This window comes from Aromatoleum toluclasticum ATCC 700605, from assembly GCF_000378245.1.
Classification (GTDB): domain Bacteria; phylum Pseudomonadota; class Gammaproteobacteria; order Burkholderiales; family Rhodocyclaceae; genus Aromatoleum; species Aromatoleum toluclasticum.
On record NZ_KB899499.1, the window covers coordinates 87,199 to 109,772 of the forward strand.

General features: G+C 64.6%; 21 protein-coding genes. 11 read left to right on the forward strand and 10 right to left on the reverse strand.

Going from position 1 to position 22,574, the window contains the following annotated elements:
* Positions 1–107 precede the first annotated feature (107 nt).
* The 4 genes from F464_RS0115830 to F464_RS0115845 form a co-directional block, all read right to left on the reverse strand.
* On the reverse strand, positions 108–1,922 hold the full coding sequence (locus tag F464_RS0115830) for a sodium:solute symporter family protein (RefSeq protein ID WP_018990815.1): 1,815 nt from the start codon (positions 1,920–1,922) through the stop codon (positions 108–110).
* A 10-nt stretch (positions 1,923–1,932) separates the two neighbouring features.
* Complete coding sequence (locus tag F464_RS0115835) at positions 1,933–2,190, reverse strand: DUF4212 domain-containing protein (protein WP_088179122.1); 258 nt, start codon at positions 2,188–2,190, stop codon at positions 1,933–1,935.
* Positions 2,191–2,420: 230 nt separating this feature from the next.
* Positions 2,421–3,665, reverse strand: coding sequence for an NADP-dependent isocitrate dehydrogenase (icd, locus tag F464_RS0115840; RefSeq protein ID WP_018990817.1), 1,245 nt, complete (start codon positions 3,663–3,665; stop codon positions 2,421–2,423).
* A 316-nt stretch (positions 3,666–3,981) separates the two neighbouring features.
* Positions 3,982–6,219 carry an NADP-dependent isocitrate dehydrogenase gene (locus tag F464_RS0115845; protein WP_018990818.1) on the reverse strand — a complete coding sequence of 746 codons (2,238 nt, stop codon included), beginning with the start codon at positions 6,217–6,219 and terminating at the stop codon, positions 3,982–3,984.
* 556 nt (positions 6,220–6,775) lie between these two features.
* Here F464_RS0115845 and ggpS point away from each other — a divergent pair.
* Both ggpS and aceK read left to right on the forward strand, forming a co-directional pair.
* The gene (gene ggpS, locus F464_RS0115850; protein WP_018990819.1) at positions 6,776–9,028 is read left to right on the forward strand and encodes a glucosylglycerol-phosphate synthase; all 2,253 of its coding nucleotides are present in this window, start codon (positions 6,776–6,778) and stop codon (positions 9,026–9,028) included.
* A gap of 60 nt (positions 9,029–9,088) precedes the next feature.
* Entirely contained in the window at positions 9,089–10,858 is a 1,770-nt protein-coding gene (gene aceK, locus F464_RS0115855; RefSeq protein ID WP_018990820.1) for a bifunctional isocitrate dehydrogenase kinase/phosphatase, read from the forward strand.
* 4 nt (positions 10,859–10,862) lie between these two features.
* Here aceK and soxZ read toward each other — a convergent pair whose 3' ends face one another.
* Together soxZ and soxY are read right to left on the reverse strand one after the other, a co-directional pair.
* Positions 10,863–11,174: a thiosulfate oxidation carrier complex protein SoxZ gene (gene soxZ / locus F464_RS0115860; RefSeq protein ID WP_018990821.1), complete on the reverse strand. Its 312-nt coding sequence runs from the start codon at positions 11,172–11,174 to the stop codon at positions 10,863–10,865.
* Positions 11,171–11,638, reverse strand: coding sequence for a thiosulfate oxidation carrier protein SoxY (gene soxY, locus F464_RS0115865; protein ID WP_018990822.1), 468 nt, complete (start codon positions 11,636–11,638; stop codon positions 11,171–11,173). Before soxY ends, soxZ begins: the two co-directional genes overlap by 4 nt.
* Before the next feature lie 114 nt (positions 11,639–11,752).
* Here soxY and F464_RS0115870 point away from each other — a divergent pair, with 114 nt between their 5' ends.
* Positions 11,753–12,052 carry a c-type cytochrome gene (locus tag F464_RS0115870; RefSeq protein WP_026296053.1) on the forward strand — a complete coding sequence of 100 codons (300 nt, stop codon included), beginning with the start codon at positions 11,753–11,755 and terminating at the stop codon, positions 12,050–12,052.
* An 18-nt stretch (positions 12,053–12,070) separates the two neighbouring features.
* Complete coding sequence (locus F464_RS0115875) at positions 12,071–13,345, forward strand: NAD(P)/FAD-dependent oxidoreductase (protein ID WP_018990824.1); 1,275 nt, start codon at positions 12,071–12,073, stop codon at positions 13,343–13,345.
* Positions 13,346–13,394: 49 nt separating this feature from the next.
* Here the strand turns inward: F464_RS0115875 and F464_RS0115880 are convergent, their stop codons facing one another.
* From F464_RS0115880 to coaBC, 3 genes are read right to left on the reverse strand one after another with little or no spacing between them, the layout of a single operon-like run.
* Complete coding sequence (locus F464_RS0115880) at positions 13,395–13,817, reverse strand: NUDIX hydrolase (protein ID WP_018990825.1); 423 nt, start codon at positions 13,815–13,817, stop codon at positions 13,395–13,397.
* The gene (gene dut / locus F464_RS0115885) at positions 13,817–14,266 is read right to left on the reverse strand and encodes a dUTP diphosphatase (protein WP_018990826.1); all 450 of its coding nucleotides are present in this window, start codon (positions 14,264–14,266) and stop codon (positions 13,817–13,819) included. The genes F464_RS0115880 and dut overlap by 1 nt, the downstream gene beginning before the upstream one ends.
* A gap of 8 nt (positions 14,267–14,274) precedes the next feature.
* Positions 14,275–15,471, reverse strand: a complete 1,197-nt coding sequence (coaBC, locus tag F464_RS0115890; RefSeq protein ID WP_018990827.1) for a bifunctional phosphopantothenoylcysteine decarboxylase/phosphopantothenate--cysteine ligase CoaBC — start codon at positions 15,469–15,471, stop codon at positions 14,275–14,277.
* 46 nt (positions 15,472–15,517) lie between these two features.
* Here coaBC and radC point away from each other — a divergent pair, with 46 nt between their 5' ends.
* The 3 genes from radC to rpmG all read left to right on the forward strand — a co-directional run bounded on the left by radC (position 15,518) and on the right by rpmG (position 16,761).
* A complete protein-coding gene (radC, locus tag F464_RS0115895; RefSeq protein ID WP_018990828.1) occupies positions 15,518–16,195 on the forward strand; it encodes a RadC family protein in 678 nt (225 codons plus the stop codon).
* Between the two features lie 107 nt (positions 16,196–16,302).
* Positions 16,303–16,539 (forward strand): 50S ribosomal protein L28, encoded by a 237-nt coding sequence (rpmB, locus tag F464_RS0115900; RefSeq protein WP_018990829.1) that lies wholly within the window; start codon positions 16,303–16,305, stop codon positions 16,537–16,539.
* Between the two features lie 54 nt (positions 16,540–16,593).
* Positions 16,594–16,761 carry a 50S ribosomal protein L33 gene (gene rpmG / locus F464_RS0115905; RefSeq protein ID WP_018990830.1) on the forward strand — a complete coding sequence of 56 codons (168 nt, stop codon included), beginning with the start codon at positions 16,594–16,596 and terminating at the stop codon, positions 16,759–16,761.
* Between the two features lie 133 nt (positions 16,762–16,894).
* Here the strand turns inward: rpmG and F464_RS0115910 are convergent, their stop codons facing one another.
* Positions 16,895–17,098 carry a cold-shock protein gene (locus F464_RS0115910; protein ID WP_018990831.1) on the reverse strand — a complete coding sequence of 68 codons (204 nt, stop codon included), beginning with the start codon at positions 17,096–17,098 and terminating at the stop codon, positions 16,895–16,897.
* Between the two features lie 417 nt (positions 17,099–17,515).
* Between F464_RS0115910 and clpS the strand changes: the two genes are divergently transcribed.
* The 4 genes from clpS to aceA all read left to right on the forward strand — a co-directional run bounded on the left by clpS (position 17,516) and on the right by aceA (position 22,523).
* Positions 17,516–17,824 carry an ATP-dependent Clp protease adapter ClpS gene (gene clpS, locus F464_RS0115915; RefSeq protein WP_026296055.1) on the forward strand — a complete coding sequence of 103 codons (309 nt, stop codon included), beginning with the start codon at positions 17,516–17,518 and terminating at the stop codon, positions 17,822–17,824.
* A 2-nt stretch (positions 17,825–17,826) separates the two neighbouring features.
* The gene (gene clpA / locus F464_RS0115920; protein WP_018990833.1) at positions 17,827–20,106 is read left to right on the forward strand and encodes an ATP-dependent Clp protease ATP-binding subunit ClpA; all 2,280 of its coding nucleotides are present in this window, start codon (positions 17,827–17,829) and stop codon (positions 20,104–20,106) included.
* A 163-nt stretch (positions 20,107–20,269) separates the two neighbouring features.
* Positions 20,270–20,749 carry a ribonuclease E activity regulator RraA gene (rraA, locus tag F464_RS0115925; RefSeq protein WP_018990834.1) on the forward strand — a complete coding sequence of 160 codons (480 nt, stop codon included), beginning with the start codon at positions 20,270–20,272 and terminating at the stop codon, positions 20,747–20,749.
* 460 nt (positions 20,750–21,209) lie between these two features.
* Positions 21,210–22,523 carry an isocitrate lyase gene (gene aceA, locus F464_RS0115930; protein ID WP_018990835.1) on the forward strand — a complete coding sequence of 438 codons (1,314 nt, stop codon included), beginning with the start codon at positions 21,210–21,212 and terminating at the stop codon, positions 22,521–22,523.
* Positions 22,524–22,574 lie beyond the last annotated feature (51 nt).

The following is a 22,574-nucleotide window of genomic DNA, read 5'->3' on the forward strand; positions in this document are numbered from 1 at the left end:
CACTCGCGCGCCGCGGGATAAACCACCCCGGCACGGCCGGGTAGTGCGGTGCCGCCCTGCCGGACGGCGGGGCGGCACCACGATGCTGCATACGCTTCAGTTACCGATCAATGGGCGTGGGCACCATCGACCGCCTTCGCGCCGCGCGGCACGCGCACGCTCTCGACCAGATGCTGGATGTGCTCCGGCGGCTCCTTGGTGACCTTGTCGACCACGAAGGCGACCCCGAAGTTGACCAGCGCACCGATCGCGCCGAAGGCTTCCGGCGTGATGCCGAAGAAGCTGTTGGCACCGCCGATCAGGTCGACGAACTCGGTGCCCTTGATGAAGAAGATGCCCTTGTGCGCGAACACATAGATCAGGGTGACGACAAGACCCGCGAGCATGCCGGCGACGGCGCCTTCCTTGTTCATCTTCTTGCTGAAGATGCCCATCATGATTGCCGGGAACAGCGAGCTGGCCGCAATACCGAAGGCCAGGGCCACGGTGCCGGCAGCGAATCCGGGGGGATTCAGGCCCAGCCAGCCGGAGATCACGATCGCAACCGCCATCGCGATCTTGCCCGCCATCAGCTCGCCCTTCTCGCTGATGTCCGGCATGAACACGCCCTTGATCAGGTCATGCGACACCGCGGCGGAGATCGCCATCAGCAAGCCGGCAGCGGTCGACAGCGCGGCAGCCAGACCGCCCGCGGCCACCAGCGCGATCACCCAGTTGGGCAGCAGCGCGATTTCCGGGTTGGCCAGCACCATGATGTCGGCGTTGACCGTCAGCTCGTTGCCCTTCCAGCCCGCTTCGGTCGCCTTGGCGTTGAATTCCTCGCTCTTCGACTTGTCGTTGTAGTACTGAATGCGGCCGTCGCCGTTCTTGTCCTCGAACTTGAGCAGGCCGGTCTTCTCCCAGCGCTTCATCCAGTCAGGACGGGCCTCGTACTGGATCTGCGATTCCGGGTTGTACGGGCTGGCGTTCTGCATGACGATGCCGGGGTTGACCGTGCGGATGAGGTTCATCTTGGCCATCGCCGCGACAGCCGGAGCGGTCGTGTAGAGGATGGCGATGAACACCAGCGCCCAGCCGGCGGAGATCCGCGCGTCGGAGACCTTCGGCACGGTGAAGAAGCGCATGATGACGTGCGGCAGACCAGCGGTACCGATCATCAGCGACATCGTGTAGACGAACATGTTGAGCGTGCTGCCCGCCGTGGTCGTCGTGTACTTGCCAAAGCCCAGTTCGGTCACGACCTGGTCGAGCTTGGTGAGCAGCGAGACGTCGCTACCGACCATGTCCGAGCCGAGGCCCAGCTGCGGCAGCGGATTGCCGGTCAGCTGCAGCGAGATGAAGATCGCCGGAACCGTGTAGGCAAGGATCAGCACGATGTACTGGGCCACCTGGGTGTAGGTGATGCCCTTCATGCCGCCGAACACGGCGTACATGAACACGATGCCCATACCGACGTAGATCCCTGTTTCGCTCGACACGCCGAGGAAGCGCGAGAACGCGACGCCCACACCCGTCATCTGGCCGATGATGTAGGTGATCGACGCGGTCAGCAGGCAGATCACGGCCACGGTCGAGGCGGTCTTCGAGTAGAAGCGGTCGCCGATGAACTGGGGCACGGTGAATTTGCCGAACTTCCTGAGGTAGGGAGCAAGCAGGCACGCCAGCAGGACGTAGCCACCGGTCCATCCCATCAGGAACAGGCCGCCGCCGTAGCCCATGTTGGCGATCAGGCCGGCCATCGAGATGAACGAGGCCGCCGACATCCAGTCGGCCGCCGTCGCCATGCCGTTCATGACCGGAGGCACGCCGCCGCCGGCGACGTAGAACTCGGACGTCGAGCCCGCACGCGCCCAGATGGCGATGCCGATGTACAGCGCGAAGGACGCGCCGACAACGAGGTAGATTGTGGTTTGCAGATCCATGTCGCGGCCCTCAGTCTTCGTGAACGTCGAATTGGCGATCGATGTCACCCATCTTCTTCGCGTACCAGAAGATCAGCACCACAAACACATAGATCGACCCCTGGTGAGCGAACCAGAACCCAAGCGGATAACCGCCGAGGGAGATGGCGTTCAGCGCAGGCGCAAACAGGATGCCCGCCCCGAACGAGACCACGAACCAGATCACCATAACCTTCACGAGCAACCCCAGGGTCGCACGCCAATACGCTGCACTTGTGTCGTCCATCATGTCTCCTCTTATAGTTTGCGCCTTGGGTGACACTCGGCCGGAGTTGCTCGACCGACAAGGCCGCAGTGGGATTGTTGAAACACTCCCTTACTGTTCGCTTACAAAGCTAAAAAATTTTTAATGGGCCCATTTGCAAAAATGCGGACTGCATCGACGAAAAAAAACCGCTTGCCTTGCGGCGAGCGGTTCTCGTCGGGATGGATATTCGAGCCTGGCTCGAAATCGGTGGCTTACATGCGCGCGATCATCGCATCGCCGAAGGCCGAGCACGACACTTCCTGCGCCCCCTCCATCAGGCGCGCGAAGTCGTAGGTCACGACCTTGTCGCCGATCGCCGCCTCCATGCCCTTGATGACGAGGTCGGCCGCCTCAGTCCAGCCCAGGTGGCGCAGCATCATCTCGGCCGACAGGATCAGCGAGCCGGGGTTAACCTTGTCCAGCCCGGCATACTTCGGCGCGGTCCCGTGGGTCGCCTCGAAGCACGCGTATTGGTCCGAGATGTTCGCCCCCGGCGCGATGCCGATGCCGCCGACCTGCGCCGCCAGCGCGTCCGAGATGTAATCGCCGTTCAGGTTGGTCGTCGCGATCACGTCGTATTCGGCCGGACGCAGCAGGATCTGCTGCAGGAAGGCGTCGGCGATCGCGTCCTTGACGACGATCTCGCGGCCGGTCTTCGGATTCTTGAACTTGCACCACGGTCCGCCGTCGATCGGCTGGGCACCGAACTCTTCCTGCGCGAGCTTGTACGCGGTGTCACGGAACAGGCCCTCCGTGAACTTCATGATGTTGCCCTTGTGCACGATCGTCACCGACTTGCGGTCGTTGTCGATCGCATACCTGATGGCGGCGCGCACCAGGCGTTGCGTACCTTCGACCGACACCGGCTTGATGCCGATGCCCGAGCTTTCCGGAAAGCGGATCTTCTTCACGCCCATCTCGTTCTGCAGGAAGGCGATGACCTTCTTGACCTGCTCGGAGCCCGACGCCCACTCGATGCCGGCGTAGATGTCCTCGGTGTTCTCGCGGTAGATGACCATGTCGGTCAGTTCCGGCTGCTTCAGCGGCGAGGGCACGCCCTTGAAGTAGCGCACCGGACGCACGCACTGGTACAGGTCCAGTTCCTGGCGCAGCGCCACGTTCAGCGAACGGATGCCGCCGCCGACGGGGGTGGTCATCGGGCCCTTGATGGAAACCGAGTATTCCTTCAGCGCGTCGAAGGTCTCCTTCGGTAGCCACTCGTCCGGGCCGTACAGCTGGGTCGACTTCTCGCCCGCGTAGACCTCCATCCAGTGGATCTTCTTCTTGCCGCCATATGCCTTCGCGACCGCCGCGTCGATGACCTTGATCATCACGGGCGTGATATCGACGCCGATGCCGTCGCCCTCGATGAAGGGGATGATCGGCTGGTCGGGAACTGCCTGGCCGGGGACGATCTTCTGGCCGCCTGCGGGAACCTTGATCTTGGATGCGCTCATGCCTACTCCCTCTTCATGTGGATGTGTCTCGCTCGATTCAGCTCGTCGCTGAAAACCCTTGGCTTGCAGCGGGGGACCATCTCGCCGGCGGATCACGGCCGGGCCATGCAATGCGGATGATACTCCCCGATCCAGCTTGAGATTATGGCGCAAAAAATCGGGCCGGTCCTGCGACGCCGGCGCCCCGCGGAGCGTCGTACCGGGGCAGGGCCGCTTGGCTCGCGCGGAGGGATGCCGAAAAAAAACCAGCGCATGCGCTGGCTTTTCCGGATCGCCGGCCCAGCCCGCTCGGGACCTGGGCCGGCACAGCTCGCCGTCAGGAATTCAAGGCAGCGAGCGCCGCATTGAGCGTCGCGCTCGGGCGCATCACCGCTTCGGTCTTGGCCGGATCTGCATAGTAGTAACCGCCGATGTTGACCGGCTTGCCCTGCACCGCGCTGAGTTCGGCGATGATCTTCTGCTCGTTGTCCGCGAGGGACTTGGCGAGCGGCGCGAAACGGGCCTTCAGCTCGGCATCCTCGGTCTGCGCAGCCAACGCCTCGGCCCAGTACAGGGCGAGGTAGAAGTGGCTGCCGCGGTTGTCGAGCTGGCCGGTGCGGCGCGACGGCGACTTGTCGTTGTCGAGCAGCTTGCCGGTCGCCTGGTCGAGCGTCTTCGCGAGCAGCTTCGCCTTGGCATTGCCGGTCTTGAGGCTCATCTCCTCGAGCGACACCGCCAGCGCGAGGAATTCGCCGAGCGAATCCCAGCGCAGGTGGTTTTCCTCGACCAGCTGCTGCACATGCTTGGGCGCCGAACCGCCCGCGCCGGTCTCGTACATGCCGCCGCCGGCCATCAGCGGGACGATGGAGAGCATCTTCGCGCTGGTGCCCAGTTCCATGATCGGGAACAGGTCGGTCAGGTAGTCGCGCAGGATGTTGCCGGTCACCGAGATGGTGTCGAGGCCGCGGGCGACGCGCTCAAGCGTGAAACGCATCGCACGCACCTGCGACATGATCTGGATGTCGAGGCCGCTGGTATCGTGATCCTTGAGGTACTTCTGCACCTTCTTGATCAGCTCGTTCTCGTGCGGACGGTAGGGGTCGAGCCAGAAGATCGCCGGCATACCCGAGTTGCGCGCGCGCGTGACGGCGAGCTTGACCCAGTCGCGGATCGGCGCATCCTTGACCTGGCACATGCGCCAGATGTCACCCGCTTCGACGTTCTGCGACATGAGGACTTCGCCGGTATCGAGGTCGGTGATGTTGGCGACGCCGTCTTCCGGGATCTCGAAGGTCTTGTCGTGCGAACCGTATTCCTCGGCCTGCTGCGCCATCAGGCCGACGTTCGGCACCGTGCCCATCGTGGCCGGATCGAAGTTGCCGTGCCACTTGCAGAAGCTGATCATCTCCTGGTAGATGCGGGCGAAGGTCGATTCCGGCATGACGCACTTGCTGTCGTACTGTTTGCCGTCTGCGCCCCACATCTTGCCCCCGCCGCGGATCATCGCCGGCATGGAGGCATCGACGATGATGTCGTTGGGCGAGTGGAAGTTGGTGATGCCCTTGGCCGAGTCGACCATCGCCAGGCGCGGACGGTGCTCCTGGCAGGCGTGCAGGTCGCGGATGATCTCGTCGCGCTTCGACTCGGGCAGTGTCTCGATCTTCTCGTACAGCGTGGCCATGCCGTTATTGACGTTGATGCCCAGCTCGTCGAACAGCTTGCCGTGCTTCTCGAAGGCTTCCTTGTAGTAGATCTTCACGCAATGGCCGAAGACGATGGGGTGCGAGACCTTCATCATCGTCGCCTTCACGTGCAGCGAGAACAGGATGCCGGCTTCGCGGCAGTCGTCGAGCTGCTGCTCGTAGAACTCGCACAGCGCCTTCTTGCTCATGAACATGGAGTCGATGATCTCGCCGTCGAGCAGCACGGTCTTCGGCTTCAGCACGATCGCCTTGCCGCTCTTGGTGACGAGCTCCATCTTCACGTTGCGCGCACGGTCGAGCGTCAGCGACTTTTCGCCGTGATAGAAGTCGCCGTGCTCCATGTGCGAGACGTGGGTCTGCGACCACTGCTTCCACTCGCTCATCGAGTGCGGGTGCTTCTTCGCGTAGTTCTTGACGGCCGCAGGCGCGCGGCGGTCGGAGTTGCCTTCGCGCAGCACGGGGTTCACCGCGGAACCCAGGCACTTGCCGAAGCGGACTTTGAGCGCCTTCTCTTGTTCGGTCGTCGGATTCTCCGGGTAGTCCGGGATGGCGTAGCCGTTGGACTGGAGTTCCTTGATGCAGGCCATCAGCTGCGCAACCGAGGCGCTGATGTTCGGCAGCTTGATGATGTTCGTGTCCGGATCCTGGGTCAGGCGGCCCAGCTCGGCGAGGTTGTCGGGGACCTTCTGTGCATCGGTCAGGCAATCCGAGAATTCGGCCAGCACGCGGGCGGCCACGGAGATGTCGCTTTTCTGGATCGTCACACCTGCCGGCGCCGTGAACGTCTCGATGATCGGCAACAGCGAGTAGGTCGCCAGCAGCGGCGCCTCATCAGTGAGCGTGTAGATGATCGTCGAATTCTTGCTGGTCATGCGTTTCTCCCTCTATATCTCTTTGTGGCGGATAGCCGAGCGGACGTAGGAGCCGGCCGAGACACATCCGTTAAAGGCCTGACAGCATCCGGACATTTTCTGGCGGCGCATAATTATAGACCCTCGGACGCCGTAGTTAGTCGCCAGAATCGCAATCTTTGTCTTATATAAGACACAAGATAAACCCTCGGACTGGCCCAGACCCTCTGCGCGGCGGGGATGCAGGCGTTTTCCGGACCCGCGCCTCGTTCATGACAATGCTGAATGGAAGCTGTTTCGGCAGTCTGCCGAAACGCGGCCCTTCCCCACCCCGGAGCTCGGCACCGGGCTTGACGCACAGCCCGACCTTGGCCTGCAGCCGGAAATCAGTTAATATATTTGTAGCAATATATTTCCTGCAATTCATTTCCTGTAATTTCATTCGCACCGACCCCTCTTCCGGCTGCGACCATCGCCGGGGCGGCATTCCGCAACTGCCGCCCCTCTCCCCCCAAGATGTCCCGAACGACGCGACGCCAAAGCCTTGCGCGGGCCGGACCATTCAGGAGGACAGCCTATGCTGCTTGCGACCGACCTCGACGGCACCTTTCTTGCCGGCCACCCCGAACAGCGCCTTCGCCTGTACCAACTGATCAACGCCCACCCGCAGATCAAGCTCGTATTCGTGACCGGACGCGGCCTCGAAGTCGTGATGCCGCTGCTGTCGGATCCTTCGGTGCCGACGCCCGACTACATCATCTGCGACGTTGGCGCCACCGTCGTGGATGGCCGCACGCTGAAACCGATACAGCCCCTGCAGGCGGAAATCGACGCGCGCTGGCCCGGCGAGCGGACCGTGGCCCAGGCGCTGGGATCCTTTGCCGGCATCGAGCGCCAGGAGGTCCCTCAACAGCGGCGCTGTTCGTATTTCTGCGCACCCGGCACCGTGGACAGCGACCTGCAGGCGATTGCCGATTCCCTGGGCTGCGACGTGCTCTACTCGGCCGACCGCTATCTCGACATCCTGCCACGGGGCGTCAACAAGGGCAGCACGCTCGATGCATTGGTATGCGCCCAGGGCTTCGACCGCGACGCGGTGCTCGTCGCCGGCGACACGCTGAACGACCTGTCGATGTACCGGCAAGGCTTCCGCGGAGTATGCGTCGGGGAATCGGAAACTGCCCTGCTTGAGGCGACACGCGCGCGGGCGGGGGTTCTGCATGCGCGCTCGCCCGGCTGCGGAGGCATCCTGGAGGCGATCGCCCACTTCGGCTTTCTCGGCCCGGCCGGCATCGATGCGCAGCTGCCCGACGCCGACGCGCCCGGGCGGAGCGAGCTGGTGATGGTCTATCACAGACTGCCGTACGAGGAAGTGAACGAAGGGGGCAGTGTCTTGCGCCGCCCGCCCAGCTCACCGAACGGCATCATCCCGACCCTGCTGAGCTACTTCGGCGACGGCCGCCCCGGCGCCTGGGTTGCGTGGTCGGTGCACGACCCCAGGAAGGCGATCCCCTTCGAGGTACACACGAGCGTCGATCGCGACCGCTATCCTCAACTCGTCGCCGCACGGGTGCCGCTGACGAAGGACGACGTAGACGTGTTCTACAAGCGCTTCTCGAAGGAAGCGTTCTGGCCCACGCTGCATACCTTCTGGGAACGGGCACAGTTTCGCGACGAGGACTGGCGCGTCTTCCTGAAGGTCAACCGGCTCTTCGCCCGGCGGGCGGCGGCCGAAGCCGCCGAAGGTGCCGTAGTGTGGCTGCATGACTACAACCTATGGATGGTGCCGGCGGTTTTGCGGGAGCTGCGGCCGGATGTGAAGATCGCGTTCTTCCATCACACCTATTTTCCTTCCGCGGACGTCTTCAACGTGCTGCCCTGGCGGCGCGAAATCATCGGCAGCCTGCTTCAATGCGATTACATCGGCTTCCATATCCCTCGCCAAGCAGAGAACTTCCTCGACGTGGTGCGGGGAGTGGCACCGCTCACGGTACTCGAGCAGCGCAACTGTGCGCCGCGCTACCTCACGTACGGCTGCGCCGTCGGCCTGGAGGAGATGACGACGGCCTTCGAGGTGCACGGCCGGCGCATCGGGCTCGGCGCCCATCCGGTCGGACTCGACGTCGGGCGCATCCGCGCGATCCTCGATCGCCCCGAAACGCGCGCGCGCATCGACGAGCTGCGCGAGGGGCTTGGCGGCACGCGCATGATCCTGTCGGTGGAGCGGCTCGACTACACGAAGGGCACGCTCGAGAAGCTCGTCGCGTTCGAACGCCTGCTGGACGAACATCCCGAGCTTCAGGGCGAAGTGTCGCTGCTCGCGGTGTGCGTGCCCGCTGCAAAGGAGATGACGATCTACGACGGGCTTCAGACGCAGATCGAGCAGGCGGTCGGCCGCCTCAACGGCCGTTTCTCGCGCGTCGGCTGGACGCCAGTGCAGTTTTTCTTCCGCGCGCTGCCGTTCGACGAGGTCGTCGCGTGGTACGCGACGGCCGACGTCATGTGGATTACCCCGCTGCGCGACGGGCTCAACCTGGTGTCCAAGGAATACGTCGCAACGCAGGGCATCCTCGACGGCCGTGGCGTGCTCGTGCTGTCGGAGTTCGCGGGTGCGGCGGCCGAACTGCACGGCGCAGTCCTGACGAATCCGCACGATGGCGCGGATCTCGCCGCGCAGCTGCATCACGCGATCACAATGGATCCGACCGAGGCGGCTACCCGGCTCCGCGAGTTGTTCTCGATCGTCGAGCATAACGACATCCGGCGCTGGGGCCGGGATTTCCTCGCCGCTGTCTCCGGCGAACTCGAGGACGGCGCGCTTCCGGGCTAATATGTCGCGCAGGTCCCGCCCCCGAAGGCGGGCCTGCCGAACCCCCGCGCGAGGCGCTCCATGGACGCAGCCGTCGGCGAAAATCCGCTCGCCCACGCCATCGCCCAGGCGATGATCGAAGGTTTCAACAAGCACTATCGCATCTTCCGCGAGACCTCGCGGCGGGCGAAGGAAAGCTTCGAGGCCGCCGAGTGGCAGGCCCAGCTCGACGCCGTACGGGAGCGCGTCGAGTTCTACGACGAGCGCGTGGAAGAGACGGTGCGCCGCCTGCACGACGAGTTCGATGCCGATTCGGTCGACGACGACACCTGGCAGCAGGCCAAGCTCCACTACATCGGCATCCTGATCCGTCACAAGCAGCCGGAGCTCGCCGAGACCTTCTTCAATTCGGTGTGCTGCAAGATCCTGCACCGCACGTACTTCAACAACGACTACCTGTTCGCGCGCCCGGCGATCTCCACCGAATACATGGAGTCCTACCCGCCCGTCTACAGCAGCTACTACCCGCGCGACGCGGGCCTGCGCACAACGGTGCGCCGCATCGTCGAGGACTTCGACTGGCAGCGCTCCTTCGAAGACCTCGACCGCGACATCGACCTGATCCTGCACACCGCACACCGGCACCTCGGCGAGTGGCCGGACATGGAGGTCAATTGCCAGATCCAGGTGCTGTATTCGGCCTTCTACCGCAACAAGACCGCGTACATCATCGGCAAGGCCATCAACGGCTACCAGGAATACCCGTTTGCGATCGCCGTGCGCCACAACGCCGCGGGGCGGCTCGAGATCGACACCATCCTGCTCGACCCGTGGCGCATTTCGGTGCTGTTCTCGCTGTCGCGCGCCTACTTCCTCGTCGACATGGAAGTGCCGTCGGGCTACGTGCAGTTCCTGCGCTCGATCATGCCCAACAAGCACCGCTCCGAGCTCTACACGATGCTGGGGCTGGGCAAGCAGGGCAAGACGATGTTCTTCCGTGACCTCATCGCGCACCTGCGCCACTCCAACGACCAGTTCGTGATCGCGCCGGGCATCCGCGGCATGGTGATGCTGGTGTTCACACTCCCGTCCTACCCCTACGTATTCAAGGTCATCAAGGACGTGTTCGGGGCTTCGAAGAACACGGACCGCGCCACCGTGAAACGCAAGTACCTGATCGTCAAACGCGTCGACCGCGTCGGCCGGATGGCCGACACGCTGGAGTTCTCCAACGCCGCCCTGCCGTTGGCACGCTTCCATCCCGAACTGCTCGAAGAGTTGCAGGCCCTCGCACCGACCGCCTACGAGATCGACGGCGACTCGGTCATCGTCAAGCACCTGTACATCGAACGTCGCATGACACCGCTCAACATCTACCTCGAGCGCTCCGGCGACGAACAGGTCGAAGACGCGGTGCGCGAATACGGCAACGCGATCCGCGAGATGGCCACGGCGAACATCTTCCCCGGCGACATGCTGTGGAAGAACTTCGGCGTCACGCGCTACGGCCGCGTCGTGTTCTACGACTATGACGAGATCGAGTACATGACGGACATGAACTTCCGTCACATCCCCGAAGCGCCCTACCCGGAGATGGAGATGTCGAGCGAGCCGTGGTACTCCACCGGCCCGATGGACGTCTTCCCCGAGGAATTCGCGACCTTCCTGCTAGGCGCCCCGCGCGTGCGCCAGGCCTTCCTGAAACACCACCGCGACCTGCTGACGCCGGCCTTCTGGCAGCGTACGCAGGCGTCGATCCGCAGCGGCTACATCGAGGACTTCTTCCCCTATCCCGAGGAACTGCGCTTCTGTCACCTGCACGCGCGCCGCGGCCGTACCCCCGGTGCCTGAGGCGCTACGCCACCCGGATCGTGTCGCTGCGCGTCTCGCCGCGGTTGTCGCGCCAGCTCACGACGATCTCGTCACCCGCGGCACCGCCGGCGATGCTGAAGGCGAGATAGGGATTCGTTGAAATCGACGGCCCGAAATCCGCCGCCAGCACGATTTCCCCGTTGCGCCGCACGCTCACCTCCATGATGAAGTGCGCCGGAATCCGCTGGCCCTCGGCGTCCTTGCGCAAACCGTTCTCCATCGGATGACTGAACAGCATGCGCAATTCCGTCGCTCCTTCCTTGAGCGTCGCTCGGATGCGGGTCGGCGCGCTCATGTCCCGCAGCCTCCGACCGTCACGGTGACCTCCCGCCGCGCCGCGAAGAGGCGCCCCTCGGCCTTCACCAGCGCATGCACGCGCGTCGAACGTGCCATCTTGACGCGCGTCTGGATCGCCGGCGCCATCGCGCCCGAGAGGCGGAAACTCGCCGCGACCTTCCAGGGGTTCTCCTCGATGAGGATCACGATCTGCTCGGTCCGCGGGATCTCGCTCGAAACCGAGATCGCCACCGCACGCCCGTCCTCCGCGACATCCGGAGCCACGATGCGGATCGCCCCGCTCTCGGCAGCGTCCCGGGCCCCCAGCGCCTGCAGGGCTTCGTCCAGCGTGGTGGCCTCGAACGCGGCCACGTTCCTCGCGTCCTGAGCCCTCGCCGGGCTCACGATCCCGGCCACCGCCAGCAAGGACCAGATCCCCAGTCCGCCCCCCGCTTTCAGCACATCCCTGCGCCGACTATCCATCCCTGCTCCCGCATTTCCATTCACTCGACACCGGCTCCGCCGTCACCCGGACGCGCCTGCCGCGCGCGTTATACTGCCCAGTCCCGCGCACGCGCCACCGCATGGAGAACGTCCGTGACCGGCAAGTCTACCCTCGCTGCCATGTGCCTGCTTGCCGGCGGCGCCCACGCCGCCGACCTCAGCGATCTCCACGCGCGCAACCTTGCCGCCAACTGCACCCCCTGTCATTCGGCCGACGCCCCCGAACCGAACGCGATCCCGCGCATCGGCGGCCTGTCGGCCGACAAGATCCTGCACCGGCTGCGGGCATTCGGCAGCGGCGAGGCACCCGCGACCGTCATGCACCAGATCGTGCGCGGCTACAGCGACGAACAGCTCTCGCTGATCGCCAGCCATTTCGCCACCAACCCCTGACCCCGCTTTCGACCAACGATGGACAGACGCCGTTTCCTGCGTAGCCTGGGCCTGACCGCAACCGCACCGGCCACCGCCATCCTTGCGGCGTGTTCAGCCGCCCCGCCGCGCCCCGCCCCGCGCGTCGTCGTGGTCGGCGGCGGATACGGTGGCGCGACGACGGCGAAGTACCTGCGCCTGTGGAGCGCCGGCCGCGTCGACGTCACGCTGGTCGAACGCGAAGCGCGCTTCGTCTCCTGCCCGATGTCCAACCTCGTCCTCGCCGGCCTGCGCAGCCTCGACGAGCTGACGGCGAACTACGAGCGCCTGCGCACGCGCTGGGGCGTGCGCGTCGTCTGCGACGAAGTCACCCAGATGGACGTCGCCCGACGCGAGATCCGCCTCGCCCGCAACGGCACAATCGCCTTCGACCGCATCGTGCTCGCCCCCGGCGTGGATTTCCTCGCCGAGCAGGTGGCGGGGCTGGCAGGCAACTTCGAGCGCATCCCCCACGCCTGGAAGGCCGGCCCGCAGACCGAACTGCTGCGTCGCCAGATCGAGGCGATGCCCGAGGGCGGCGTGTTCGCACTGCACGTCCCGAAGTCCCCCTACCGCTGCCCGCCCGGCCCCTACGAACGGGCCTGCCTCGTCGCGCACTACCTGCGTGCGCGCAAGCCGCGCGCGAAGCTGCTCCTCCTCGACGCCAACAGCGAGATCCAGTCCAAGAAGGCTTTGTTCGCCACAGCCTTTGCCGGACCATACAAGGACATCATCGAATACCGCCCCGACAGCACCCTGCTCTCGGTCGATGCCAATACCCTGAACGCCGAACTCGAATTCGACCGGATCCGCGCCGACGTCCTCAACGTCGTCCCGCCGATGCGCGCGGGGCGACTCGTGGACGGGCTGGGTATCCCCCTGACCAACGGCCGATGGATCGAGGTCGACTGGCGCACGATGGAAGTACCCGGCCTCCCCGGCGTCCATGTCATCGGCGACGCGGTGCTCGCCGCACCGGGCATGCCGAAATCCGGCCACATCGCGAACCAGCAGGCCAAGCTTGCCGCAGCCGCGATCGTCGAACTGTTCGACGGCCGTTCGCCCGACCCCGTCCCGACGCTGCTGAACACCTGCTACAGCTTCGTCGACGACCGCAGAGCGATCCACGTCGCGACCGTGCACCGCTACGACACGGCCGAGGGAACCGTCCTGCCGGTCGCCGGCGCGGGCGGCCTGTCGTCGTCGGCGAGCGAAGAGGAAGGACGCTACGCTGCGGCCTGGGCGCAGAACATCCGCGCCGACATGCTGGGCTGACGCGGCGGCCGGCACCGCATCGGCCTCTGATCGGCCCCACGGCAGGCGCTCACCAACCCAGTTCCAGCAGCCACGGCCCCTCGCCCGCGGCCAGCGCCGCGCGCACGTAGGCCACCGTGTTCGCCGGCAGCCCGCCGCGCGCGAACCAGCCCAGCGCGTCGCACTTGCCGGGTTCGCAGATGCGCGGCTCGCCCGACCACGCCTTCGCGCGCAGGAAGAAATCCACCCGGTTGGTATCCGACCGGCGATGCACGACGCCCAGGTTCGCCAACTCCGCCGGATCGATGTCGATCCCCAGCTCCTCGCGCATCTCGCGCACCGCGGTCGCGCCCAGCGATTCGCCGGGCTCGACATGACCGCCAGGCAGGCTGAACAGCCCGTCGAAGAAGCCCGTACCGGCACGGCGCATCAACAGGACGCTGCCCTCACGCTCCAGCAGGACATGCACCCCGACGGGAATCCCCGCATGCATCAATGCTTGCCGGTGCTGCCGAACCCGCCTTCGCCGCGATCGCTTTCCGGGAATTCATCGACGACATTGAACCCGACCTGCAGCACCGGCACCACCACCAGCTGCGCGATACGCTCCATCGGCTGCAACGTGAAACTCGCGCGGCCGCGGTTCCACACCGACACGAAGATCTGGCCCTGATAGTCGGAATCGATCAAACCGACCAGATTGCCCAGCACGATGCCGTGCTTGTGCCCCAACCCCGAGCGCGGCAGCACCATCGCGGCGAGCCCGGGATCGGCGAGATGGATCGCGAGGCCGCTCGGGATCAGCGTGGAGTCGCCCGGATGGAGCGTCACCGGCGCATTCAGGCAGGCGCGCAGGTCCAGCCCGGCCGAACCCGGCGTGGCGTAGGACGGCTTGTGATCGCGCAAGCGATCGTCGAGGATCTTGACGTCGATTCGGTGCATGTTCGCCCTCAGTTTGCAGCCGTCTTCAGCAGACCGGCCAGATGTTCGACGATCCTGCGCGCGACCTCGGTCTTCGGTGCGCGCTCGAGCGGATGGCGCCCCGCGTCGTCGTACAGGATCACCAGGTTGTCGTCGCTGCCGAGACCGTCCTGCACCAGGTTGCCGACCAGCATCGGCAGGCGCTTCGCCCGCCGCTTGCCTTCCGCATAGGCATCCAGGTCGCGGCTCTCCGCAGCGAAGCCGACGCAGAAGGGCGCATCCGCGCGCGCCGCGACCTCGGCCAGAATGTCGGGGTTGGGCGTCAGCCGCAGCGTCATGTCCGCCGACGACTTCTTCACCTTGTGCTCCGCGGCATCGGCCGGACGATAGTCCGCCACCGCCGCCACGCCGATGAAGACGTCCGCCCCCGGCAGCGCCGCCATCACCGCATCGCGCATCTGCAAGGCGCTGCGAACGTCCGCGCGCCGCGCGCCGGCCGGCACGGGAAGGCCCGTTGGTCCGCTCACCAGCACGACTTCCGCACCGGCCCGCACGCATGCCTGAGCCAGCGCGTAGCCCATCTTGCCCGAGCTGGTGTTCGTGATCCCGCGCACCGGGTCGATCGCCTCGAAGGTCGGCCCGGCGGTCAGGACGACCTTGCGGCCCGCGAGCAGCTTCGGCTGGAAGAATGCGATCACGTGCTCGAGCAGTTCCTCCGGCTCCAGCATCCGCCCCATGCCCACCTCCCCGCAGGCCTGATCGCCCGCGGCCGGCCCGAGAACCGTCGCGCCGTCGGCGGCGAGCTGCGCCACGTTGCGCTGCGTCGCCGGGTGTTCCCACATCTGGCGGTTCATCGCCGGCGCCACCAGCAGCGGACACTCCCGCGCGAGACTCAGCGTCGTCAGCAGGTCGTCCGCCCGCCCCTGCACCAGCTTCGCGATCACGTCCGCCGTCGCCGGCGCGATCAGGACCGCATCCGCACCGCGCGTGAGATCGATGTGCGCCATGTTGTTGTCCATGCGCGCATCCCACAGGTCCGTCCACACCCGATTGCCCGACAGCGCCTGATAGGTCACCGGCGTCACGAAACGCGCCCCGCCCTCCGTCAGCACGACGTGCACGTCCGCCCCGGCCTTGCCCAGCAGCCGCACGAGTTCCGCCGCCTTGTATGCGGCCACCCCGCCGGTCACGCCAAGGACCAGCTTGCGCCCCTTCAATTCGCACATGACATATGCCTTACAATTATCCACTCACCCACAACCTGCTCCCGACATGGCAATCACCGACTGGCCGGAACACGAACGACCGCGCGAAAAACTCCTCGGACGCGGCCCCGCAGCCCTCTCCGACGCCGAACTCCTCGCGTTGTTCCTGCGTGTCGGCGTCCGCGGCAAGAGCGCCGTCGATCTCGCCCGCGAGCTGCTCGAACGCTTCGGCTCCCTGACCCGCCTGTGCGCCGCGCCGGCAGACGACTTCGCTGCGGTCCCCGGCATGGGGCTGGCGAAGTATGCCCAACTGCAGGCAGTCATGGAACTGGCCCGGCGCGCCCTGAGCGAGGAGATGGCCGCACGCGACGTGTTCGACTCGCCCTCCGCGGTGCGCGACTGGCTGCGGCTGCGCATCGGCAGCCTGCCCCACGAGGTGTTCTGCGTGCTGCTCCTCGACGCCCGCAACCGCCTGATCGAAGCCGTCGAACTTTTCCGTGGCACCCTCACGCAGACCAGCGTCTACCCGCGCGAAGTGGTCAAGCTCGCCCTGTCGCGCAATGCCGCCGCCGTCATCCTCGCGCACAATCACCCCTCCGGCGCCTGCGAACCGAGCGGCGCCGACGAGCTGCTGACCCGCAATCTCAAGCAGGCGCTCGACCTCGTCGACGTGCGTACCCTGGACCACTTCATCGTCACCGCCCACGCGCGCCCGCTCTCCTTCGCCGAACGGGGCCTGCTATAGCGCAAACCCCGCCCCCTGGCCGGCAATCGCACGCCGGACTTGCCCCCTTCGGACAACATCGGATATCATCTTGCGTTTTCCGCAATCCGAATTCCCTGGAGCAACCTATGGCTCGCGTTTGCCAAGTGACCGGTAAGGCACCGATGGTGGGAAACAACGTTTCCCACGCCAACAACAAGACCAAGCGTCGTTTCCTCCCGAACCTGCAGAATCGCCGGTTCTGGAGCGAAGCTGAAAACCGCTGGATCCGCCTGCGCGTATCCAACGCCGCGCTGCGCACCATCGACAAGAAGGGCATCGACGTCGTCGTGTCCGAGCTGCGCGCCCGCGGCGAAAAAGTCTGACACTGCGGATACAAGCACTGCGCCGCACGGCGCAGCAACTGAACGGAGATTCAAATGGCTAAAGGCGGCCGCGAAAAGATCAAGCTGGAATCGACCGCAGGTACCGGTCATTTCTACACGACCTCGAAGAACAAGCGCACCACCCCGAACAAGCTTGAGTTCAACAAGTACGACCCCGTCGCACGCAAGCACGTCCTGTACAAGGAAGTGAAGCTGAAGTAAGCCCCCTCGCAGGCTGCGGCCTGCTCCAGGGACGCAGCGCGCAAAACAAGAGGCCGCCGGAGTGATCCGGCGGCCTCTTGTTCTTCCCGAAGGCCTTTCGCTGGAGCGTACGGCCTTCCGGACTAAAGGGACATCAGGCCTTCTGGATGTTAGAGGCCTGCTTGCCCTTCGGACCCTGGGTGACTTCGAAGGAAACCTTTTCGCCTTCCTTCAGCGTCTTGAAGCCGGCCATATTGATCGCGGAGAAGTGAGCGAACAGATCCTCGCTGCCATCGTCCGGAGTAATAAAGCCAAAACCCTTGGAGTCGTTGAACCACTTAACGGTACCAGTTGCCATGTTGCCTTAATCCTTCAAGATTACTTAAAACGATGCGGGGTCTCCCCCTTCAGTGCATTAATGCTCAGTGAAGCGTTACCAGTACTGACAAGCCAGGGACCACAAAAGCAGCCAGGACCACAGAACCAGTGCATTGAACTTTGCATCTCGCACCCGTCCTGCTTTTACGCATTTGTCAGCAGAGCGTCAACAATTTATTGCCGCCGGAATTGCTGCGTCGCAGCGACGAAAACCCGCTGAAAACGCCCATCCTGGCGCTGTCTGCAGTCAATCCAATGCCATTATCCATCGGCGCTCATTCGTTGCGCCGCAATATGCCGCTTGTGGTATCGACACACTTCCGCACACGCGCAAACGCCTTGCCCGAGCTGCCCGGCAGCTGTTGCACTCCGCTTCCACTTGATTAGAATGGGCCGCATGGCCACGCAAAAACAGGGCGAGTTCATACTCGAGGCGGAGCGCTCTCGCACCAAGCCCCCGCCGCTATACAAGGTGCTGTTGCTCAATGACGACTTCACACCCATGGATTTCGTCATCGTTGTGCTGCAGAAATTTTTCGGCATGGACCGCGAACGGGCTACGCGGGTCATGCTCCAAGTCCACAGAGAGGGCATGGGGGTCTGCGGCGTCTTCGCGAAGGACGTCGCAGCGACCAAGGTGGAACAGGTCGTATCCTTCGCCCGTCAGCACCAGCATCCGCTGGCATGCGTGATGGAGGAAAACTGAGAATGATCGCGCAAGAGCTTGAAGTCAGTCTGCACATGGCGTTTGTCGAAGCCCGGCAAAAGCGGCACGAGTTCATTACCGTGGAACACCTGCTGCTCGCGCTGCTCGACAACCCCTCTGCAGCCGAGGTCCTGCGCGCCTGCGCAGCGAACGTCGAGGAACTGCGTCGGGAACTGGCAAATTTCATCAACGAGCACACCCCCAAGGTCGAAGGCACGGATGAGATCGACACACAGCCGACGCTCGGCTTCCAGCGTGTGATCCAGCGTGCGATCCTGCATGTCCAGTCGTCAGGCAAGAAGGAAGTGACCGGCGCGAACGTGCTCGTGGCGATCTTCGGCGAGAAGGACTCGCACGCCGTCTATTTCCTGCAGCGGCAGAACATCTCGCGCCTGGACGTGGTGAACTTCATCTCGCACGGGATCTCGAAGTCCCCGCAGCAGGGGCAGCCGCCGCAAGGCAAGAACGAGCCCCAGGAACCGGGGGAGCCGGAAGGCGAAGGCGGGACACCGGCCAACAGCGCGCTGGAGAACTACACGCAGAACCTCAACCAGCAGGCCCTCATTGGCAAGATCGACCCCCTGATCGGTCGCGAGCGCGAGCTCGAGCGCGTTATCCAGACACTGTGCCGACGGCGCAAGAACAATCCGCTGCTGGTCGGCGAAGCAGGCGTGGGCAAGACCGCGATCGCGGAAGGCCTCGCGCGCTCCATCGTCGAAGGACGCATCCCGGAAGTGCTCGAAGGCGCGCAGGTGTATGCACTGGATATGGGCGCCCTGCTCGCCGGCACGAAGTATCGTGGCGATTTCGAGCAGCGCCTGAAGGCCGTGCTGAAGCAGCTGCGCGAGACGCGCAACGCCATCCTCTTCATCGACGAGATTCACACACTGATCGGCGCGGGCGCCGCGTCGGGCGGCACGCTGGATGCGTCCAACCTGCTCAAGCCGGCGTTGTCGTCGGGCCAGCTGAAGTGCATTGGTGCAACGACCTATTCCGAGTTCCGCCAGATCTTCGAGAAGGACCATGCGCTGTCGCGGCGCTTCCAGAAGGTCGACGTGACCGAGCCCTCGGTCGCCGAAACGGTCGAGATCCTGAAGGGACTCAAGAGCCGCTTCGAGGAGCACCACGGCGTCAGGTACTCGACGGCCGCGCTGAGTTCGGCGGCCGAACTGTCGGCCCGCTATATCAATGACCGCCAGCTGCCCGACAAGGCCATCGACGTGATCGACGAAGCGGGTGCCGCGCAACGCATCCTGCCCAAGTCGAAGCAGCGCAAGACGATCGGCAAGGGCGAGATCGAGGATATCGTCGCGAAGATGGCGCGCATCCCGCCGCGCACCGTGTCGAGCGACGACAAGGCCGCGCTGAAGAACCTCGATCGCGACCTGAAGAACGTCGTGTTCGGTCAGGAGGCCGCGATCGAGGCGCTCGCGAAGGCGATCAAGATGTCGCGCTCCGGCCTGGGCAATCCGGCCAAGCCGATCGGCAGCTTCCTGTTCTCCGGCCCCACCGGCGTCGGCAAGACCGAGGTGGCGCGCCAGCTCGCCTTCACGATGGGCATCGAACTCGTGCGCTTCGACATGTCGGAATACATGGAGCGCCATGCGGTGAGCCGCCTGATCGGTGCGCCGCCGGGATACGTCGGCTTCGACCAGGGCGGCCTGCTGACCGAGGCGATCACGAAGAAGCCGCACTGCGTGCTGCTGCTCGACGAGATCGAGAAGGCACATCCGGACATCTTCAATATCCTGCTGCAGGTGATGGACCACGGCACGCTGACCGACAACAACGGCCGGCAGGCGGATTTCCGCAACGTGATCATCATCATGACGACCAACGCGGGCGCCGAGATGATGCAGAAGTCGGTGATCGGCTTCTCGGCCAAGCGCGAGGTCGGCGACGAGATGGGCGAGATCAAGCGCATGTTCTCGCCGGAGTTCCGCAACCGGCTGGATGCGACCATCTCCTTCAAGTCGCTGGACAACGAGATCATCCTGCGCGTCGTCGACAAGTTCCTGATGCAGCTCGAGGCGCAACTGCACGAGAAGAAGGTCGAGGCACACTTCACCGACGAGCTCAAGGGCTGGCTGGCGTCCGAAGGCTTCGATCCGGTCATGGGCGCGCGGCCGATGGCACGCCTGATCCAGGACACGATCCGCTCGGCACTCGCCGACGAGCTGCTGTTCGGACGCCTGGTGCACGGCGGCAGGGTGACGATCGATCTCGATGGCGAAGGCAAGGTCAAGCTGGTCTTCGACCAGACGGAAGCGGCCACGGTCTGAGCGTTCGAACACCACGAAGCTGACGCGATCGGAAAGGGCGACCTGCGGGTCGCCCTTTTTTTGTGTGCCGCGCTGGTTTATCGTGCCAGCCCTGAACGTGCGCAGGTTTGCGCGTGTCATCGAATGGCCCCTATCAACCGCTAGCAAACAAGGAAACGCAAACATGGAAATCCAGACCGCAGACCTGTGCGACGCCCACGAGGGCAAACTCCGTGTCGTCAGCCCGATGTTCCGCAGCTACGGCGGCCGCCCCGCCTTCGGTGGCGAGATCGCGACGCTCAAGGTCTTCGAGGACAACTCGCTAGTGCGCAGCGCGCTGGAGGGGCCGGGCAAGGGACGCGTGCTCGTGATCGACGGCGGCGCGTCGATGCGCTGCGCGTTGGTCGGCGATCAGCTGGCGCTGCTGGGGGTGAAGAACGGCTGGACCGGCGTGATCGTCTATGGCTGCATCCGTGATTCCAAGGCGATCGGCGACATGGACATCGGCGTGTTCGCGCTCGGCACCCATCCACAGAAGAGCATCAAGAAGGGCGTAGGCGACACGGATCTGCCGGTGACCTTCGGCGGCGTCACCTTCGTTCCGGGCCAGTTCGTCTACGCGGACGAGGACGGCGTCGTGCTGTCCGAATCGCCTCTGCTCTGACCATTACGGGGCCGCGCTTCAGGCGCCGGCCCCGCCCCGGCTCGCGCCGGCGCCCCCCCCCCCGACACACCTTCCCCGCTCGCCTCGCCCCTCTCATAGCCCCGCGGGCGGATGTCGCCGCGTCGCGGCGGCCCCGCACTCCCCGCCCTTCGTCCCCGCCTTGCGCGACGAAACCTGCGTCCGATCTTGCGCACCGCAGCAGCTTTTCATTTCACAACGCCGATTACGTTCTCACAATACGAAAACAAGAACGTAACCCGTTGATTTTTTTGCCTCAAATAATTTCTTATATCTTATATAAGACTTATTGCTGCAAAGCGAGATCGTCCCTATACTTTTCCCCACACGAGGACGCTTCGGCGGCCCCCGTACCGGCGAGACCCACCCGGCCGGGACACCCACCGGGTGGGTCAGCCGAGTTGAAACCTGCACGTAAACCATCCGACGAGAAGGAATTGTCATGACCCTGACCCGCGAACAGCAAATCGCCGCCCTCGAGAAAGACTGGGCCGAAAACTCCCGCTGGAATGGCATCAAGCGTGGCTACAGCGCCGCCGATGTCGTCCGCCTGCGCGGCTCCCTGCCGATCGAGCACACCCTGGCGAAGCGCGGCGCCGAAAAGCTGTGGGAAAAGGTCAACGGCGGCGCGAAGAAGGGCTATGTGAACGCCTTCGGCGCGATCACCGCCGGTCAGGCGATGCAACAGGCCAAGGCCGGCCTGGAAGCCGTCTATCTGTCGGGCTGGCAGGTCGCCGCCGACGGCAACACCTCCGAAACCATGTACCCGGACCAGTCGCTGTACGCCTACGACTCGGTGCCGACGATGGTTCGCCGCATCAACAACACCTTCAAGCGTGCCGACGAGATCCAGTGGTCGCGCGGTGTCAATCCGGGCGACAAGGAATTCATCGATTACTTCCTGCCGATCGTCGCTGACGCGGAAGCCGGTTTCGGCGGCGTGCTGAACGCCTTCGAACTGATGAAGAACATGATCGCCGCCGGCGCCGCCGGTGTGCACTTCGAAGACCAGCTGGCTGCCGTGAAGAAGTGCGGTCACATGGGCGGCAAGGTGCTCGTGCCGACGCAGGAAGCGATCGAGAAGCTGATTTCGGCCCGCTTCGCCTCCGACGTGATGGGCGTGTCGACCCTGATCCTGGCCCGTACCGATGCGGAAGCGGCGAACCTGATCACCTCGGACCATGACGCTAACGACAAGCCCTTCCTCACCGGCGAGCGTACCCAGGAAGGCTTCTACCGCGTGAAGAACGGCCTCGAGCAGGCCATCAGCCGCGGTGTTGCCTACGCCCCGTACGCCGACCTGGTGTGGTGCGAGACCGGCACGCCGGACCTCGGCTTTGCCCGCGAGTTCGCGCAGGCCGTGCTGTCCGCCTGCCCGGGCAAGCTGCTGTCGTACAACTGCTCGCCGTCGTTCAACTGGAAGAAGAACCTTGACGACAAGACCATCGCCAAGTTCCAGGACGAGCTGTCGGCGCTGGGCTACAAGTACCAGTTCATCACGCTGGCCGGTATCCACGTCAATTGGTTCAACACCTTCCAGTTCGCGCACGCTTACGCTCGCGGCGAAGGCATGAAGCACTACGTCGAGATGGTTCAGGAGAAGGAATTCGCTGCTCGCGAGCAGGGTTACACCTTCGTGTCGCACCAGCAGGAAGTCGGTGCCGGCTACTTCGACGACGTGACGACCGTGATCCAGGGCGGTTCGTCCTCGGTGAAGGCGCTGACCGGTTCGACCGAAGAAGAGCAGTTCCACTGATCAAAGGGGCATAGGCGGGCCGCCATCAGGCCCGCCCAAGCTGAAAGCCGC

What these genes read in the sequence shown, in the direction of transcription:
- F464_RS0115830 (WP_018990815.1), bottom strand. Translation starts at nt 1,922, where the DNA reads ATGGATCTGCAAACCACAATCTACCTCGTTGTCGGCGCGTCCTTCGCG.
- rraA (WP_018990834.1), top strand. Translation starts at nt 20,270, where the DNA reads ATGGAAATCCAGACCGCAGACCTGTGCGACGCCCACGAGGGCAAACTC.
- F464_RS0115875 (WP_018990824.1), top strand. Translation starts at nt 12,071, where the DNA reads ATGGACAGACGCCGTTTCCTGCGTAGCCTGGGCCTGACCGCAACCGCA.
- F464_RS0115845 (WP_018990818.1), bottom strand. Translation starts at nt 6,219, where the DNA reads ATGACCAGCAAGAATTCGACGATCATCTACACGCTCACTGATGAGGCG.
- clpA (WP_018990833.1), top strand. Translation starts at nt 17,827, where the DNA reads ATGATCGCGCAAGAGCTTGAAGTCAGTCTGCACATGGCGTTTGTCGAA.
- radC (WP_018990828.1), top strand. Translation starts at nt 15,518, where the DNA reads ATGGCAATCACCGACTGGCCGGAACACGAACGACCGCGCGAAAAACTC.
- aceA (WP_018990835.1), top strand. Translation starts at nt 21,210, where the DNA reads ATGACCCTGACCCGCGAACAGCAAATCGCCGCCCTCGAGAAAGACTGG.
- ggpS (WP_018990819.1), top strand. Translation starts at nt 6,776, where the DNA reads ATGCTGCTTGCGACCGACCTCGACGGCACCTTTCTTGCCGGCCACCCC.
- rpmG (WP_018990830.1), top strand. Translation starts at nt 16,594, where the DNA reads ATGGCTAAAGGCGGCCGCGAAAAGATCAAGCTGGAATCGACCGCAGGT.
- clpS (WP_026296055.1), top strand. Translation starts at nt 17,516, where the DNA reads ATGGCCACGCAAAAACAGGGCGAGTTCATACTCGAGGCGGAGCGCTCT.
- F464_RS0115835 (WP_088179122.1), bottom strand. Translation starts at nt 2,190, where the DNA reads ATGATGGACGACACAAGTGCAGCGTATTGGCGTGCGACCCTGGGGTTG.
- coaBC (WP_018990827.1), bottom strand. Translation starts at nt 15,471, where the DNA reads ATGTGCGAATTGAAGGGGCGCAAGCTGGTCCTTGGCGTGACCGGCGGG.
- dut (WP_018990826.1), bottom strand. Translation starts at nt 14,266, where the DNA reads ATGCACCGAATCGACGTCAAGATCCTCGACGATCGCTTGCGCGATCAC.
- rpmB (WP_018990829.1), top strand. Translation starts at nt 16,303, where the DNA reads ATGGCTCGCGTTTGCCAAGTGACCGGTAAGGCACCGATGGTGGGAAAC.
- soxY (WP_018990822.1), bottom strand. Translation starts at nt 11,638, where the DNA reads ATGGATAGTCGGCGCAGGGATGTGCTGAAAGCGGGGGGCGGACTGGGG.
- soxZ (WP_018990821.1), bottom strand. Translation starts at nt 11,174, where the DNA reads ATGAGCGCGCCGACCCGCATCCGAGCGACGCTCAAGGAAGGAGCGACG.
- F464_RS0115880 (WP_018990825.1), bottom strand. Translation starts at nt 13,817, where the DNA reads ATGCATGCGGGGATTCCCGTCGGGGTGCATGTCCTGCTGGAGCGTGAG.
- icd (WP_018990817.1), bottom strand. Translation starts at nt 3,665, where the DNA reads ATGAGCGCATCCAAGATCAAGGTTCCCGCAGGCGGCCAGAAGATCGTC.
- F464_RS0115910 (WP_018990831.1), bottom strand. Translation starts at nt 17,098, where the DNA reads ATGGCAACTGGTACCGTTAAGTGGTTCAACGACTCCAAGGGTTTTGGC.
- aceK (WP_018990820.1), top strand. Translation starts at nt 9,089, where the DNA reads ATGGACGCAGCCGTCGGCGAAAATCCGCTCGCCCACGCCATCGCCCAG.